Genomic DNA, 14,203 nt, shown 5'->3' on the forward strand with positions numbered 1-14,203 from the left:
GCAGGTCAGCGCGTTCTTCACCCGCGAGAAATGCGGCAGATATTCGTCCGCGAACCCTCGGGCGCCCGGCGCCCCCCCGGACCTCGGACGCTCAGGCCCGCGGCTCGACGGCCCCCATGGCCTGGTCCACCAGGTCCGCGAACGACTTCGTCGCACCTCCGGCGAGCCAGGCGTGCTGTGCCGCAAGGAGGCAGCCCAGCGCGGCGGCGACGACGGCGCGCGGCGTGGGGTCGTCGTCCGCCCACGCCCGGCCCGCCGCCGCGGCGCGCTCGCGCACGACCTGCTCGGCCGCGCCCTGCACCCGTTCGAGCTTCTCCAGGTAGCGCGCGAGGAGGTCCGGCGTGCCGAAGATGACGCGCTGCATGGGCTCGGCGAACTCGACCTTGCGCGGCTCGTCGAAGTAGGCGATGAGCAGGTCGAACGAGTGCCGCATGGAGACCCACAACGGCTCGCCGGCGGGCCGCGAGCGCAGCGTCGCCAGCAGGTCCTCGGCCACGAGATCGAGCTTGCCGAGGACGATCTCCTCGCGCGTCGCGAAGTACCGGTAGAGCGTGCGCCGGGACATGCCGACGGCCTCGGCGATGTGCGCCATGGTCGTGGCGTCGTAGCCGCGCTCGACGAAGAGCCGTTCCGAGGTCTCGGCGATGTCCCGTTGGATCGCTCGCCGCGTGCGTTCTCGTAGACCGGTGCGCGCCTCGTTCATGAGCGTCGAGGTTACACGATGCGCCGTGGTTGACACACTGTGCCAGTCAACGCATGCTGTGTCACATGGACAACCCCGCTCGCAAGACCATCGTGATCACCGGCGCCAGCGACGGGATCGGCGCGGCGGCCGCCCGCGCGCTCTCCGGCGCCGGACACCAGGTCGTCGTCGTCGGGCGTTCGCCGGACAAGACCGAGCTGGTCGCCCGCCCGCTGGGCGCGGACCACCTCGTGGCCGACTTCGCCCGGCTCGCCGACGTCCACCGGCTGGCCGCGACGCTCGACGAGACCTACCCCCGGATCGACGTCCTGGCCAACAACGCGGGCGGCATCCTGGGTGACCGGACCAAGACCGAGGACGGTTTCGAGCGGACGCTCCAGGTCAACCACCTGGCGCCCTTCCTGCTGACGAACCTGCTGCTCGACAAGCTGCTGGCGAGCCGCGCGACCGTCATCCAGACGTCGAGCGCGGGCGCGCGGCTGTTCGGCCACCTCGAGCTGGACGACCTGGACCACGACCGGGACTTCACGCCACACCTCGCCTACGGCACGGCCAAGCTCGAGAACATCCTGTTCACCACCGAGCTGCACCGGCGGTTCCACGGGCGAGGCCTGTCGTCGGTCGCCTTCCACCCGGGCGGCGTCGCGACGAACTTCGCGGCCGAGAGCACCAGCTTCATGCGGCCCCTGTACCGGAGCCGGATCGGCAAGCTGGTCCTGGCCACGCCCGAGCGCGGCGCCGCACAGCTCGTCCGGTTCGCGCAGACCGAGCCCGGCGTCGACTGGCAGTCGGGCGCGTACTACGAGCGCGGCCGGGTGGCCCGCCGCACCCACCCCCAGGCGCTCGACGCGGACCTGGCCCGCCGGCTCTGGGACCGCTCGGCGGAGCTGGTGGGCGTACCCGTCCGCTGAGGCGTGTGTTCGCCGGGCCGTCGGGCCAGGTCCTGGCGGCGCCGCAGTCGCATCCCGCGGTCACCTCTCGCGGCCGACGGCCTGACGGCGCCGCCCCCAGCTCCTGACGGTCTCCCGGCAGGCCGCGACGTCGTCGTCGGCGACCAGCAGCACCAGGTTGCCCACGTGGTCGCTGTACTGGACCCGCACGTCGACCCCGGCGTCGCCCAGGCGCCGGGCAAGGGTGCCGAGCTGGCCGGGAGTCTCCTGGTCCAGCCGGGCGAGGACGACGTCGCGCACCACCGCCGGGCCGAGCCCCGCCGCCGTGACCGCCCGGAGCGCGCGGGCGCCGTCGTGCACCAGGTAGTGGGCGACCGCGACGTCGCCCATCGTGAAGACGCCGCCGCCCTCCAGGCTGACGCCCGCCGCACCGAGGGCCTCGCCCAGGTCCGCGAGCGCCCCGGGGCGGTCGGGCAGGCGGACCTCCAGGTCCCGCAGGTGCCCCTTCATCCGACCGTCACCGCCAGGCTGACCTCGACGGGGACCGCCAGCGAGGCGGCCACGTAGCAGGCGTGGTGCGCCTGTTCGGCCAGGTCCCGCACCAGCGCCTCGTCGGTCCCGGCGGCCACGCGGACGGTCACGGCCAGGCGGATCGTCCCGAGGCGCTGGGGCGCGGCGGTCAGGTCCAGGTGGCTGGAGGCATCGTCGTCGTAGGCGAGCACGTCCACCCCGGCGCGGGCGGCGGCGCCGAGGAAGGAGAGCATCTGGCACGACGACGCAGCCATCACCACGAGCTGCTCGGGGTTGAGCCGGTCGGGGTCCCCGCGGAAGGCGGAGTCGGCGCTCAGCTCGACCACGGGGGTGGCGGGTGCGGCGGTCGCGACGTGGTCGCGCGAGTAGGAGCGGATGCCGCCGCCGGTGGAACCGGCCCAGTGCAGGCGGGTGGCGTAGGGGTGGGACGGCGTGCTGGGTGGCTGGCTCATGCCGGGACCGTAGGTCGGAAACCCTTCGGTGGACGCCGAAACGTCCGCGCCATACCGTCGGGCGATGGCCCGGGACCGAGACTTCACCGTGGTGGGCCGGGCGCTGTCCACGCCGGCGCGCTCCGTGTTCCTCAACCTGCTCCTGGACGGGACCAGTCGTCCGGCGGGCGAGCTGGCGACGGCGGCCGGCGTGAGCGCCTCGACCGCCTCGGAGCACCTGACCGTCCTGGTCGACGCCGGGCTCGTGACCGCCCGGACGCAGGGTCGGCACCGCTACTACGCCCTCGCGGGCCAGGACGTCGCGGCCGCGCTGGAGTCCCTCGGCGTGCTGGCCGACGCCGCGCCCGTCTCGGGGTACCGCCGCAGCCGTCGGGCCGAGTACCTGGCCGCCGCGCGGTTCTGCTACGACCATCTCGCCGGACGCCTCGGCACCGGCCTGACGGACGCCTGGGTGCGGTCCGGCTGGCTCGCCGGGCGCGACGAGCTCGCCCTGACCGACGCGGGCGCCGTCGGGCTGCGCGAGCTCGGGGTGGACGTCGACGGCGCCGTCACCGCCCGGCGCCCCACCACCCGGGCCTGCCTGGACTGGACCGAGCGCCGGCCGCACCTGGCCGGGGCGCTCGGCTCCGCCGTCGGTACGCGGTTCCTCGACGCCGGCTGGGTGACCCGGCACCGGTCCGGACGGGGCCTGGACGTGACCGACTCGGGACGGTTGCTGGTCCGGGAGACGTGGGGCCTCGACCTGGTGGAGCCGGGACGCGCGCGGGTCAGGTAGGCCGGGTCAGTCCGTCGCGCGCGGGTCAGGTAGGCCGGGTCAGTCCGTCGCGCGCGGCCCGCGACCCGCGCCGCCGGTCCACTGCCGGCGGAACCAGCCCTCCCAGGTGTGCCCGCCGAACCGCTCGCCGGCGGCGACCAGGTGCTCGAAGGAGTGGTACCCGGCGGGCAGCGGGACACGCCACGGCGCCGGCGTCGAACCACCGACGGAGCCCTTGGCGCGGTAGCGCCGCAGCCGCGGCATCCCGGCCGGCTCCTCCTCCCGCATCGGCACGATCTCCAGCGCGATGCCCCGCTTGTCGGTCACGCGCAGGGCCCCGAAGACCTTGCCCTTGACCCAGCCGCTCACCTTGGCCTTCAGGTGGTCGACGGGCCCGCCGATCGTGGGCAGCTCCGGCGGCAGCTCGTAGGCCAGCCCGATGCGCTCCGCCTGGGTCCACCGGACCAGGTCCCAGGACGTGCCGTGCCAGAACCAGATGCCCGCGACGTCGACCACGATGCCGCGCGGCCGGGTGACCCGCCAGAACGAGGCGATGAACAGCACGCACAGGCCGCCGAACAGCAGGCCGAAGAACCCGGCGATCCACTTGGCGGCGGGGTCGGGGTCGGTCACGACGGCGTAGCCGCACGCCCAGCCGAGCGGGCCGGTCAGCAGGATGCCGACCACGAGGGTGATCGCGCCGAGCCGCCCGAGGTCCAGCCGGTGCGCGTCGGGCGAGAGGACCGGCGCGGCGCCGCCCGCGGCCGCGCCCGTCATGTCCTGATCTGTCACGCGCGCAGCGTAGTGCACACGCCCCGACGCCGGGCGGCAGACGGTGGGGCGAGTGGCGGTCGGGCGAGCTGCGGTCAGGCGGCGGCCGGTGCCGTCAGGCCCAGGAGCGCCAGGCTGTTCCGCCAGAGCGCGTCGAGCTGCGACGGGTCGTTGAACACCTTGGCGAAGAGCACGAGCCCCTCGAGCTGGGCGACGATCGCCTTGGCGGCCCCGTCGACGCCGTCGGCCAGGGGCTGGACGTCCCCGGACTCGACGGCCGCGGCGAGCCGGGCCGAGATCATCTCGATCTGCTCGTCGAAGATCTCCTGCAGGCGCAGCCGCACCGGCTCGTTCTGGGAGCTGACCTCCAGGGCGAGGTTGCCGAACAGGCAGCCCGCGACCCAGCCGGTACCCGTCAAGGCGTCGACCTGCATCTGCGCGGTGGCGTCGAACAGCCCGCGCAGCCGCTCGAGCATGGTGCCGGGGCCGTCGAGGATCCCGGTCCACACGCCCTTCTGCCACGACCAGTGCCGGTCGATCACGGCCAGCGCAAGCGCCTCCTTGGACGGGAAGAAGTAGTAGAACGACCCCTTGTTCACGCCGGCGCGCGCACACAGCTCCGCGACGCCGATCGAACCGTAGGGACGCTGGGAGAACAGTTCCACGCCCGCTTCGATCAGGCGTTCACGACCATCTGAGCTTCTCGGCATGTTGACAGCATACGACCGGTCAACTATAAATGGGAACCCCAGTAGTTGACCGACCGTCTACAAAGGAAAGAAGACCATGAGCACTCGCAAGGTTGCCGTCATCACCGGAGCGTCCCAGGGCATCGGCGCCGGCCTGGTCGACGCGTACCGCCAGCTCGGGTACGCCGTCGTCGCCAACTCGCGCTCCATCGACCGGGACGAGGCCGACGACCTCGCCGTCGTCAGCGGAGACATCTCCGACCCCGCGACCGCGGACCGGATCATCAAGACCGCCGTCGAGCGCTTCGGCCGCGTCGACACGGTCGTGAACAACGCGGGCGTGTTCATCGCCAAGCGGTTCACCGAGTACACCGCCGCGGACCTCGAGACCATGGTCGGCATCAACGTCGCCGGCTTCTTCCACCTCACGCAGCGGGCGATCCCCCTCATGCAGGCGGCCGGCGGCGGCCACGTGGTGAGCATCACCACGACCCTCGTCGAGAGCGCGCTGTCGGTGTTCCCGTCCGCGCTCGCCTCCGTGACCAAGGGCGGGATCGCCTCGGCCACCCGCGCCCTGGCCATCGAGTACGCGGCCGAGGGCATCCGCTTCAACGCCGTCTCCCCCGGCGTCATCAAGACCCCGCTCCACCCCGAGGAGACCCACGAGACGCTCGCCGGCCTGCACCCGCTGGGGCGCATCGGCGAGGTGGACGACGTCGCCCGCGGCGTCCTCTACCTGGAGCAGTCACCCTTCGTCACGGGCGAGTTCCTGCACGTCGACGGCGGGCAGATCGCGGGCCACTGACCCGCCCGGGGCGGCCCACCCGGGCCGCCCCGCGCTCGGCCGGGCAGCCCGGCCGACACCCCCGGCCGGACATCACGGCCACGCAGCGCACCGGCCCCCGGACCGGGACGAGGAGAAGGAATCATGGTTCAGCACGACACCAGCGAGCACGACACGAACGAGCGCTACGCGATCCAGCCCGGCGACACGGCTCCTGGCGACACGGCTTTCGGCGACGCCACCGCGGTGATCTCCGCGCTGCTCGACCGGTGGTCCGACGGGATCCGCCGTCGCGACCTGGCGCACATCGCCGCCCAGTTCACCGAGGACGCCCTGTTCCAGGGCTTCGACCCCGAACCCTCCTTCGGGCGGGACGCCGTCTCGGCGTACTACGGCAAGCAGCCCGCGGGTCTCACCGCGGACTACACCCTGGTCCGCACCAGCGCCCTGGGCGACCACGCAGCCCTCGGCTACGCCGCGGTCGCCTTCCACCGCCCCGGCGGACCGGTGAACGTCTTTCTCACCGTCGTCGCGGTCCACGAGGAGGGAAGCTGGCTCATCAGCCACTACCACGTCTCGCGCGTGCAGTAGCGGGGCGCAGCAGCAGCCGCGCAGGACCTGTCGCGCGGCACCGGCCGCGCTCGCCGGCTCAGCGGCTGCGGCCGGCTTCCCGCACGCCGTCGCCGTCGCCGTCGGCATCCTCGTCCGGGCCGGCGCCCCCGGCCGCCTCCCGGGCCGACGCCGCCGCCGTGGCCTCCAGCAGGTCGGCGAGCGCGCGCAGGCGCTGCGCGACCTGCTCCCCCAGCGGCGTCAGGCCGTACTCCACGCGGGGCGGGATGGTGGTCACGACGTCACGCGTGACCATGCCGTCCCGCTCCAGGGCCTGCAGCGTCTGGGACAGCATCTTCTCGCTGACCCCCTCGACGCGGCGGCGCAGCGCGTTGAACCGGTAGCTGCCCTCCCCCAGCGCGAGCAGCGCGAGCGAGGCCCACTTGGACGTGACCACCTCGAAGGCCGCCCGGGAGGTGCAACCGCGCGCGAAGACGTCGGTCACCAGCTCCTGCGGCGGCCCGCTCGGGCCGTCGCCCGGCAGGTCGGCGGGTTCCAGGTCGGTGATGCTCACGGCCCCAGGGTACCGCGCACACTCGGAATGTGGTGTACTTTCGATTCGTTAGTGCTATCCGTTGGCAACTGACCAACTACCCGCACCGCGAACTGGAGAGAACCATGACCACCTACGCCGTCACCGGGGCGACCGGACACCTGGGCCGCCTCGTCGTCGAGGAGCTGCTGTCCCGTGGCGTGCCCGCCGCCGACGTCGTCGCGATCGCCCGCACGCCCGAGAAGGCCGCCGACCTCGCCGAGCGCGGCGTGCAGGTCCGCGAGGGCGACTACGACCGGCCCGAGACCCTCCCCGGCGCCCTGGCCGGGGTGCAGCGGCTGCTGCTCGTCTCCGGCAGCGAGCCCGGTGCGCGCGTGCCGCAGCACACCGCGGTGATCGACGCCGCGAAGGCCGCCGGCGTCGAGCGCATCGCCTACACGAGCATCCTCAACGCGGACGACACCACCAACCCGCTCGCCGGGGAGCACCAGGCCACCGAGCAGGTGCTGCGCGCGTCGGGCGTCCCGGTCACGCTGCTGCGCAACGGCTGGTACACCGAGAACTACACCGAGCGGCTCGCCGAGTACCTGGAGCGCGGAGAGATCGTCGGGGCAGTGGCGGACGGCAAGGTCTCGGCCGCCCCGCGCGCGGACTACGCCGGCGCGGCGGCGTCCGCCCTGCTGGCCGACGACGCGGCCGGCTCCGGGGCCGGCTCCGGGACCACCGACGGCAGCGCGCCCGTCGTCGTCCACGAGCTGGGCGGGCCCGCGTTCACCTTCACGGAGCTGGCGGCGACGATCAGCGACGTCACCGGCACCGCGGTGGCCTACCGCGACCTGTCGGTGGCCGACTACGCGGCCGAGCTCCAGCAGGTCGGCCTCGACGCCGGGACCGCCGGCTTCGTGGCCGGGCTCGACGCCTCGATCGCGGCCGGCGACCTGCAGACCGACCGCGACGACCTGGACCGCCTCCTGGGTCGTCCCGCCACCCCGCTGGCCGACGTCGTGCACGCCGCGCGCGGCTGAGCCCGCCGCGCGGCCGGTCCGCGCAGTCGGACCGGCCGAGCAGTCGGACCGGGCGAGGGGTAACGACAGACACTCCCTCATCCGCACGGCGCGTGTTGAATGGGAGCATGCGAGGAGCAATCATTCATGGAGCCGGGGACGTCCGCTTCGAGGAGCGGACGGACCCCGCCGTCGTCGAACCGACCGACGCCGTCATCCGGACCGTCGCCGCCTGCGTGTGCGGTTCGGACCTCTGGCGCTACCGCGGGATCTCCGAGGTCAAGCGGCCCACGCCGATCGGCCACGAGTACGTCGGCGTCGTCGAGCAGGTCGGCGCCGACGTCACCACCGTCAAGCCCGGCGACTTCGTGGTCGGCGGGTTCCTGCACAGCGACAACACGTGCGCGGTGTGCCGCAAGGGCATGCAGGCCAACTGCCTGCACGGCGGCGGCTACGACGGCTGCCAGGCCGAGAAGATCCGGATCCCGAACGCGGACGGTACCCTGCTCGCCACCCCCGGCGAGCCGGACGCCGACCTGATCCCCAGCCTGCTGAGCCTGTCGGACGTGATGTGCACCGGCTGGCACGCGGCCGTCTCGGCCAGGGTCGGACCGGGGTCGAGCGTCGTGGTCGTGGGCGACGGCGCCGTCGGGCTGAGCGGCGTCCTGGCCGCGGCCCAGCTCGGTGCCACCACGATCATCGCGATGAGCCGGCACGCGTCGCGGCAGAAGGTGGCCGAGGAGTTCGGCGCGACCCACATCATCGCCGAGCGCGGCGAGGAGGGCCTCGCCAAGGTGCTGGAGCTGACCGAGGGCATCGGCGCGGACGCGGTGCTGGAGTGCGTGGGCACCGCGGAGGCCCGGGCCCAGTCGGTGGAGCTGGTCCGGCCGGGCGGCATGATCGGCCTGGTCGGCGTGCCGCACGGCGACCTGCCCACCGACACGCTGTTCTGGGGCAACAAGGGCATCCACGGCGGCGTCGCGCCGGTCCGCGCCTACCTGCCGCACCTGCTGGACCTGGTGTGGAAGCGCGAGATCGACCCGGGCAAGGTCTTCGACCTGACCCTGCCGCTGTCGGAGGTCGCGGAGGCCTACCGCGCCATGGACGAGCGGCGCGCGATCAAGGTGCTGCTGCAGAACTGACGGCCGCCGCTGGGCCGCTGTCGCCGGCTTCTGCCGCTGACCGCCCCGCGGCGGCGGAAACGACCATGCACTTGCTGCCAACCGGAGCTCGCGGCTGGCAGCAGGTGCATGGTCGTTTTTCTGCGGTCCGGCCGGTGCAGGTCCGGGTGCGATGATGATCGCGCGAGTGGAACACCCCGTCCGTTTCGGCGAAGCGAGAGTCATGACCCAGCACCCGGGCACCGCGTCCGTGGACATCACACACCAAGAGGCCGCGCACCCCGAATCCCCGAACTTGAACACCTCGAGCTCGAACATCACACACCACGAGACCGCGCCGCCCGAGGCCCTCGAACCGTACCCGGCGCGCGAGCTGCGGTCCGACGCGCGCGACAACCGCGAGCGCATCCTCCAGGTGGCGCGCGCGACGTTCGCGGAGCACGGGATCGACGTCCCGATGCGAGAGCTGGCCCGGCGCGCCGGCGTCGGGCCGGCGACGCTGTACCGGCGCTTCCCGACCAAGGAGGCGTTGGTCACCGAGGCGTTCGGCGAGCAGATGGCGACCTGCTCGAGGATCGTCGAGCAGGGACTGGCCGACCCCGATCCGTGGCACGGGCTCGGCGCGGTGATCGAGGAGGTGTGCGTGATGCACGCCCTGGACCGCGGCTTCACGGCCGCGTTCGTGACGGCGTTCCCCAAGGCCGTCGACTTCGCCCGCGAGCGCACGCACACCCTGCGGTCGCTGGCCGAGCTCATCCAGCGCGCGAAGGACTCCGGCGGCCTGCGCCGCGACTTCGTGCTCGACGACCTGATCATGCTGATCATGGCGAACTCCGGCATCCGGGCCTCGTCCCGCAAGGCCGCTGTCGCCGCCTCCCGCCGGTTCGCGGCGCTGCAGATCCAGTCGATCAGCGCCCGGCCCGACGTCGCGCCGCTGCCGCCCGCCGTCCGGCTGCCGCTGCTGGCCGCGATCTAGGACTCCCCCGGCGGGCGGCCTGCGACCGGGCACCTACGACCGGGCGCGCCCGACGAAGGACTCGATCCCGTCCAGGACCCGCGACAGGCCGAACTCCCAGACACGCTCGGCGTCGTGCAGGCCGCCGTACCGGACGGTCGCGGCGGTCCCGACCCGCGCGGCCAGCGCGTAGCGGTCCCCCAGGACCCGCGCCATGTGTGGCTCGTGCGCCGACCACCACTCCGCGTCGTCCTGGCCGGATCGCTCGGGGAGCGACCGCCACGCGAGCAGGCCGGCCGTGGCATCACGGGCGTAACCCAGCACCAGGGTCAGCACGAGGTCCATCTCGACGTCGGACAGCCCGATCCCGTCGACGGCGCGCAGCTCGGCATCGTACTTGGCGATCGTCCCCGGCCCGAGCGGGGGCCGGCTCTCGAAGCGGCCCAGCAGCCACGGGTGCCGCTCGTAGAGCGCCCGGTTCGCGCGAGCGACCCGCTCCAGCCGCGAGCGCCAGGCGTTCCCGTCGCCGGCGTCGCCCGCGTCGTCCGGCCCGACGCCGTCCGGCCCGACGCCGTCCGCCCCGCCGACGCCGTCCGCCCCGCCGACGGCGTCGTAGCGAACCTCGGCGAGCACCCGGTCGACCATGAGGTCGAGCAGCTCCGCCTTGTCCCGCACGTGCCGGTAGAGCGACATGGCACCCACACCCAGCCGGTCGGCGACCCGCCGCATCGAGAGGCTGTCCAGGCCTCCGTCGTCGGCGGCCTCCACGCCCGCCGCCACGATCCGGTCGAGCCCCAGCCCGGGCTTGCGCCCGAGCCCGGAGGACACCCGCGTGCCCCACAGCAGGTCCAGGGTCCGCACCCGGTCCCGCTCGTCGCCCGCGTCTCCCATGCGTCGCCTCCTCCGGCTCGTCGCCCGCGCAGCGCGCCGGCGTCGTCGACTATAGTTTGCGTACGCCGTACCCAAATGGCGCGGCGAGCACACGGACGGCAACGGAGTCAGGGAGGCACCAGTGGTAGCAGCAGCATTCCGGGTGGGTCTGCGGGTGGGCGACGTCGTCGCGGCGGCGGAGCTCTACCGAGGCTTCGGCTTCGGGGAGGTGGGCTCGATCCCGGGCCCCGACGGCGGTCCGGTGATGACGATCCTGGCGCGCGGCGAGGTGCAGCTGATCGTCGACGCCCTGGTCGGCATGCCGTTCCCGGACAGCGAGCGCGAACGGCTCACCCAGCGGGGCCCGCGCGGGCTCGGCGTGGCCATCGGCCTGGGTGTGGAGGACCTGGCCGCGAGCTACGACTACTGCCGGGCATCCGGCTGCACCATCACGTCGGAGCCGGCCGACGAGGCCTGGGGCGACCGGGTGTTCGAGTGCGTCGACCCCTTCGGCTACCAGTGGGAGTTCTCCGAGCCCATCAAGGACTGGGACGCCACCGCAGGCCTGGACGCCGCGCAGGAGAGCTGGTTCGGCGGTCAGGCCTGAGCAGGATGCGCGGGCGCCGACGTGTCGTCGAGCGCACCGCGCACCTCGCGGACGATGCGCGCCATCGCCTCCTCGGCGGCCTCGGCGTCGCCCGCTGCAACCGCCCGGGCCACCGCCTCGTGCGCATCGAGCGCCTCCGGCACGGGATAGGCGGGCATGAGGCCCAGGTGGATGCGCCCGGAGATCACGACGGCGACGACGTCGGCGAGCGCGGTGAACAGCTCGTTGCCGCTGGAGCGCAGGAGCAGCTCGTGCATGCGGATGTCGAGCGCCAGGAACTCCGCACTGTCGCCCTCGCCCGCCTCGCCGAGCTTGCGCATCTGTCCGGCGGTGGCGACCAGCTCGTCGCGGACCTCCGCCGTCGCCCCGCGGGCCGCCCCGGCCGCCGCCCGCGGCTCGACGGCCTGGCGAAGCTCGGTGAGCGAACGCAGCTGCGACGTGCGGCCCGGGCCGTCCAGGCGCCACGCGATGACCCGGGGGTCGAGCACGTTCCAGGCCGAGTGGGGCAGCACCACGATGCCCACGCGGGGGCCGGACCGGACCAGGCCGAGGCCTTCGAGCAGCCGCATCGCCTCGCGCGCGACCGTGCGGGACACCCCGAACTCGCTGCCGATCCCGTCGAGCGTCAGCGCTGCGCCGGCCGGCAGCTCACCAGCGGTGATGCGGCGGCCCAGGGCGTCGAGGACGGGGCTGTGCAGCACTGGGGGCATCCTCACAGCCTAGTTGGCGCCATCCCGACCGGCGGATTGGTCACACCATTGGTGACATGAATCACGCACGAATGGTGTCATCAATGGGTGAAGATAGGTGCCATGGACACAGACGTCACCGAGACAGCGATGTTCTCGACCGAGACAAGCGGCGGCCCGGCTGGGCCTGCCGGGACCGATCCCGCACCCCGTGCCATCGTCGTGATGGGCGTGGCCGGCTCGGGCAAGACCACCGTCGCAGCCCTGCTCGCCGGGCGCCTCGGCGCGTCGTTCGCCGAGGGCGACGACTTCCACTCGCCGGAGAACGTCGCCAAGATGGCCGCGGGCCACCCCCTGGACGACGACGACCGCTGGCCCTGGCTGCGCGGCATCCGCGACTGGTTCGCCAAGGAGCTGAACGAGGGGCGCAGCGCGGTGGTGCCGTGCAGCGCCCTGCGCCGCAGCTACCGCGACCTGCTGGAGACGGCGGGCCGCGACACGAACGGCGGCGGGACGACCGGCAGCGTGCAGTTCGTGCACCTCACCGGCTCGTACGACCTGCTGCGCACCCGCATCCAGGGACGCGCCGGGCATTTCATGAAGCCCGAGATGCTCGACAGCCAGCTCGCCGCGTTGGAGCCGCTGGCCGACGACGAGCCCGGGTTCTCCGTGGACGTCTCGCCGCGCCCGGACCAGATCGTCGACGAGATCCTGCACCTCCTGGGAGAGGACGACTGATGCTCGACACCGCCATCTCCACCACCGTCTCCGCCGCGGCGGACGCCGCCCCGACCGCCTCGACCCCGCAGCTCGTCCTCGCCGCGCTCATCGGCATCGTCGTCATCGTCGGGCTCATCGTCTGGCTCAAGATGCACCCGTTCCTCGCACTGGTCCTCGGTTCGGGCGTGCTCGCGATCGTGGCCGGGGTGGGCCTCACGGACACGTTCACCAGCTTCACGGCAGGCCTCGGGTCCACCGTCGCGGGCGTGGGCGTGCTCATCGCGCTCGGCGCGATCATCGGCAAGCTGCTCATCGACTCGGGCGGCGCCGACCGGATCGTCGACACGATCCTGGACCGGACGCCGGTGCGGCGTCTGCCCTGGGCCATGGCGCTCATCGCGTTCGTGGTCGGCATCCCGCTGTTCTTCGAGGTCGGCGTGGTGCTGCTGATCCCGGTCGTGATGATCGTGGCGCGCCGCATGCGCGCCAACCCCGTGCTGGTCGGCATCCCCGCCCTCGCAGGGCTCTCCGCGCTGCACGGCCTGGTGCCGCCGCACCCCGGGCCGCTGCTCGCGATCGACGCGCTCGGCGCGAACCTGGGCCTCACGCTCGGCCTCGGCCTGCTGGTCGCCGTCCCGACGGTGATCATCGCCGGACCGCTGCTCGCCATCCCGCTCACCCGCTGGGTGCGGCTCGACCCGCCCACCACCGTCCTCGGCATGTCCGACGGCGCCGCGGGCGGCACGGCTACGAGCGGCACCGGCGGCTCGCCGTCGTCCGGCGGCGCCGGGACCACCGCGACGGCGACGGATGCCACCACCGGCACCACCACGCTGCGCAAGCCCTCGTTCGGCATCTCGGTCCTGGTCGTGCTGCTCCCCGTGATCCTGATGCTCGCGCGGTCCGTCGTCGAGATCGCGGGCGCCACCGGGACCGGCTACGGCACCGTGCTGGAGTTCCTCGGCGAGCCGCTCGTGGCGCTGCTCATCACGTCGCTGTTCGCGCTGGTCGCGTTCGGCACCGCCGTCGGCCGCACGCGTCAGCAGCTCGGCGACCTCGTCGGCTCCTCCTTCGCCCCGATCGCCGGGATCCTCCTCATCGTGGGCGCGGGCGGCGGCTTCAAGCAGACGCTCGTGGACTCGGGTGTCGGCGACGTGATCGCGTCCGGCATCGCCGACGCCGGGATCACCCCGCTGCTGGCCGGGTGGCTCGTGGCGGCACTCATCCGCATCGCCACCGGTTCGGCGACCGTCGCGACGATCACGGCCGCGGGCATCATGGCGCCCCTGGCCGCCGGGCTGGAGCCCACCCAGGCCGCGCTGCTCGTGCTCGCCATCGGCGCGGGCTCGGTGTTCCTCTCCCACGTGAACGACGCCGGGTTCTGGCTCGTCAAGGAGTACTTCGGCATGACCGTGGGCCAGACCTTCAAGACCTGGTCGCTCATGGAGTCGGTGCTCTCGGTCGTGGCCCTGCTGGTGGTCCTGCTGCTCGGCATCGTCGTCTAGCCCGAACCACCCGCCCACCGCACCGTTGAGTGCTGGGTATTCGCCCTTCTGGCACA

General features: G+C 73.2%; 18 protein-coding genes. 10 read left to right on the forward strand and 8 right to left on the reverse strand.

The window, feature by feature from the left end:
• Positions 1 to 91: 91 nt before the first annotated feature.
• Positions 92 to 703, reverse strand: a complete 612-nt coding sequence (locus QRN56_RS20060; protein WP_285106192.1) for a TetR/AcrR family transcriptional regulator — start codon at positions 701 to 703, stop codon at positions 92 to 94.
• Positions 704 to 768: 65 nt separating this feature from the next.
• On the opposite strand from QRN56_RS20060, the gene QRN56_RS20065 reads away from it, so the two are divergent.
• The gene (locus QRN56_RS20065) at positions 769 to 1,614 is read left to right on the forward strand and encodes an SDR family NAD(P)-dependent oxidoreductase (RefSeq protein ID WP_285106194.1); all 846 of its coding nucleotides are present in this window, start codon (positions 769 to 771) and stop codon (positions 1,612 to 1,614) included.
• Positions 1,615 to 1,674: 60 nt separating this feature from the next.
• Here QRN56_RS20065 and QRN56_RS20070 read toward each other — a convergent pair whose 3' ends face one another.
• Together QRN56_RS20070 and QRN56_RS20075 are read right to left on the reverse strand one after the other, a co-directional pair.
• Positions 1,675 to 2,103, reverse strand: a complete 429-nt coding sequence (locus QRN56_RS20070; RefSeq protein WP_285106196.1) for an ACT domain-containing protein — start codon at positions 2,101 to 2,103, stop codon at positions 1,675 to 1,677.
• Positions 2,100 to 2,576, reverse strand: coding sequence for an OsmC family protein (locus QRN56_RS20075; RefSeq protein ID WP_285106197.1), 477 nt, complete (start codon positions 2,574 to 2,576; stop codon positions 2,100 to 2,102). The genes QRN56_RS20070 and QRN56_RS20075 overlap by 4 nt, the downstream gene beginning before the upstream one ends.
• A gap of 64 nt (positions 2,577 to 2,640) precedes the next feature.
• Between QRN56_RS20075 and QRN56_RS20080 the strand changes: the two genes are divergently transcribed.
• Positions 2,641 to 3,351 (forward strand): ArsR/SmtB family transcription factor, encoded by a 711-nt coding sequence (locus tag QRN56_RS20080; RefSeq protein ID WP_285106198.1) that lies wholly within the window; start codon positions 2,641 to 2,643, stop codon positions 3,349 to 3,351.
• Positions 3,352 to 3,390: 39 nt separating this feature from the next.
• Here QRN56_RS20080 and QRN56_RS20085 read toward each other — a convergent pair whose 3' ends face one another.
• Both QRN56_RS20085 and QRN56_RS20090 read right to left on the reverse strand, forming a co-directional pair.
• Positions 3,391 to 4,122, reverse strand: a complete 732-nt coding sequence (locus tag QRN56_RS20085; RefSeq protein ID WP_285106200.1) for a hypothetical protein — start codon at positions 4,120 to 4,122, stop codon at positions 3,391 to 3,393.
• A gap of 74 nt (positions 4,123 to 4,196) precedes the next feature.
• Complete coding sequence (locus QRN56_RS20090) at positions 4,197 to 4,811, reverse strand: TetR/AcrR family transcriptional regulator (RefSeq protein WP_285106201.1); 615 nt, start codon at positions 4,809 to 4,811, stop codon at positions 4,197 to 4,199.
• Positions 4,812 to 4,887: 76 nt separating this feature from the next.
• Between QRN56_RS20090 and QRN56_RS20095 the strand changes: the two genes are divergently transcribed.
• Together QRN56_RS20095 and QRN56_RS20100 are read left to right on the forward strand one after the other, a co-directional pair.
• Positions 4,888 to 5,595: an SDR family NAD(P)-dependent oxidoreductase gene (locus tag QRN56_RS20095; RefSeq protein WP_285106202.1), complete on the forward strand. Its 708-nt coding sequence runs from the start codon at positions 4,888 to 4,890 to the stop codon at positions 5,593 to 5,595.
• Positions 5,596 to 5,718: 123 nt separating this feature from the next.
• Positions 5,719 to 6,165 (forward strand): SgcJ/EcaC family oxidoreductase, encoded by a 447-nt coding sequence (locus QRN56_RS20100; protein ID WP_285106204.1) that lies wholly within the window; start codon positions 5,719 to 5,721, stop codon positions 6,163 to 6,165.
• Between the two features lie 58 nt (positions 6,166 to 6,223).
• On the opposite strand, the gene QRN56_RS20105 is transcribed toward QRN56_RS20100, so the two are convergent.
• On the reverse strand, positions 6,224 to 6,697 hold the full coding sequence (locus tag QRN56_RS20105; RefSeq protein WP_285106206.1) for a winged helix-turn-helix transcriptional regulator: 474 nt from the start codon (positions 6,695 to 6,697) through the stop codon (positions 6,224 to 6,226).
• 104 nt (positions 6,698 to 6,801) lie between these two features.
• Between QRN56_RS20105 and QRN56_RS20110 the strand changes: the two genes are divergently transcribed.
• The 3 genes from QRN56_RS20110 to QRN56_RS20120 all read left to right on the forward strand — a co-directional run bounded on the left by QRN56_RS20110 (position 6,802) and on the right by QRN56_RS20120 (position 9,777).
• Entirely contained in the window at positions 6,802 to 7,701 is a 900-nt protein-coding gene (locus tag QRN56_RS20110) for an SDR family oxidoreductase (protein WP_285106208.1), read from the forward strand.
• Positions 7,702 to 7,808: 107 nt separating this feature from the next.
• Positions 7,809 to 8,822 carry a zinc-dependent alcohol dehydrogenase family protein gene (locus QRN56_RS20115; RefSeq protein WP_285106210.1) on the forward strand — a complete coding sequence of 338 codons (1,014 nt, stop codon included), beginning with the start codon at positions 7,809 to 7,811 and terminating at the stop codon, positions 8,820 to 8,822.
• Between the two features lie 274 nt (positions 8,823 to 9,096).
• The gene (locus QRN56_RS20120; RefSeq protein ID WP_285106212.1) at positions 9,097 to 9,777 is read left to right on the forward strand and encodes a TetR/AcrR family transcriptional regulator; all 681 of its coding nucleotides are present in this window, start codon (positions 9,097 to 9,099) and stop codon (positions 9,775 to 9,777) included.
• A gap of 33 nt (positions 9,778 to 9,810) precedes the next feature.
• Here QRN56_RS20120 and QRN56_RS20125 read toward each other — a convergent pair whose 3' ends face one another.
• Positions 9,811 to 10,647, reverse strand: coding sequence for a TetR/AcrR family transcriptional regulator (locus tag QRN56_RS20125; RefSeq protein WP_285106214.1), 837 nt, complete (start codon positions 10,645 to 10,647; stop codon positions 9,811 to 9,813).
• Between the two features lie 121 nt (positions 10,648 to 10,768).
• On the opposite strand from QRN56_RS20125, the gene QRN56_RS20130 reads away from it, so the two are divergent.
• Positions 10,769 to 11,233, forward strand: coding sequence for a VOC family protein (locus QRN56_RS20130; RefSeq protein WP_285106216.1), 465 nt, complete (start codon positions 10,769 to 10,771; stop codon positions 11,231 to 11,233).
• Here QRN56_RS20130 and QRN56_RS20135 read toward each other — a convergent pair.
• Positions 11,224 to 11,943 (reverse strand): FadR/GntR family transcriptional regulator, encoded by a 720-nt coding sequence (locus tag QRN56_RS20135; RefSeq protein ID WP_285106217.1) that lies wholly within the window; start codon positions 11,941 to 11,943, stop codon positions 11,224 to 11,226. The genes QRN56_RS20130 and QRN56_RS20135 overlap by 10 nt on opposite strands.
• A 129-nt stretch (positions 11,944 to 12,072) precedes the next feature.
• On the opposite strand from QRN56_RS20135, the gene QRN56_RS20140 reads away from it, so the two are divergent.
• Positions 12,073 to 12,660, forward strand: a complete 588-nt coding sequence (locus QRN56_RS20140; RefSeq protein WP_285106472.1) for a gluconokinase — start codon at positions 12,073 to 12,075, stop codon at positions 12,658 to 12,660.
• Positions 12,660 to 14,147 (forward strand): GntT/GntP/DsdX family permease, encoded by a 1,488-nt coding sequence (locus QRN56_RS20145; RefSeq protein ID WP_285106220.1) that lies wholly within the window; start codon positions 12,660 to 12,662, stop codon positions 14,145 to 14,147. Before QRN56_RS20140 ends, QRN56_RS20145 begins: the two co-directional genes overlap by 1 nt.
• Positions 14,148 to 14,203: the final 56 nt, after the last annotated feature.

Source organism: Promicromonospora sp. MEB111 (assembly GCF_030209445.1).
Lineage (GTDB): Bacteria > Actinomycetota > Actinomycetes > Actinomycetales > Cellulomonadaceae > Promicromonospora.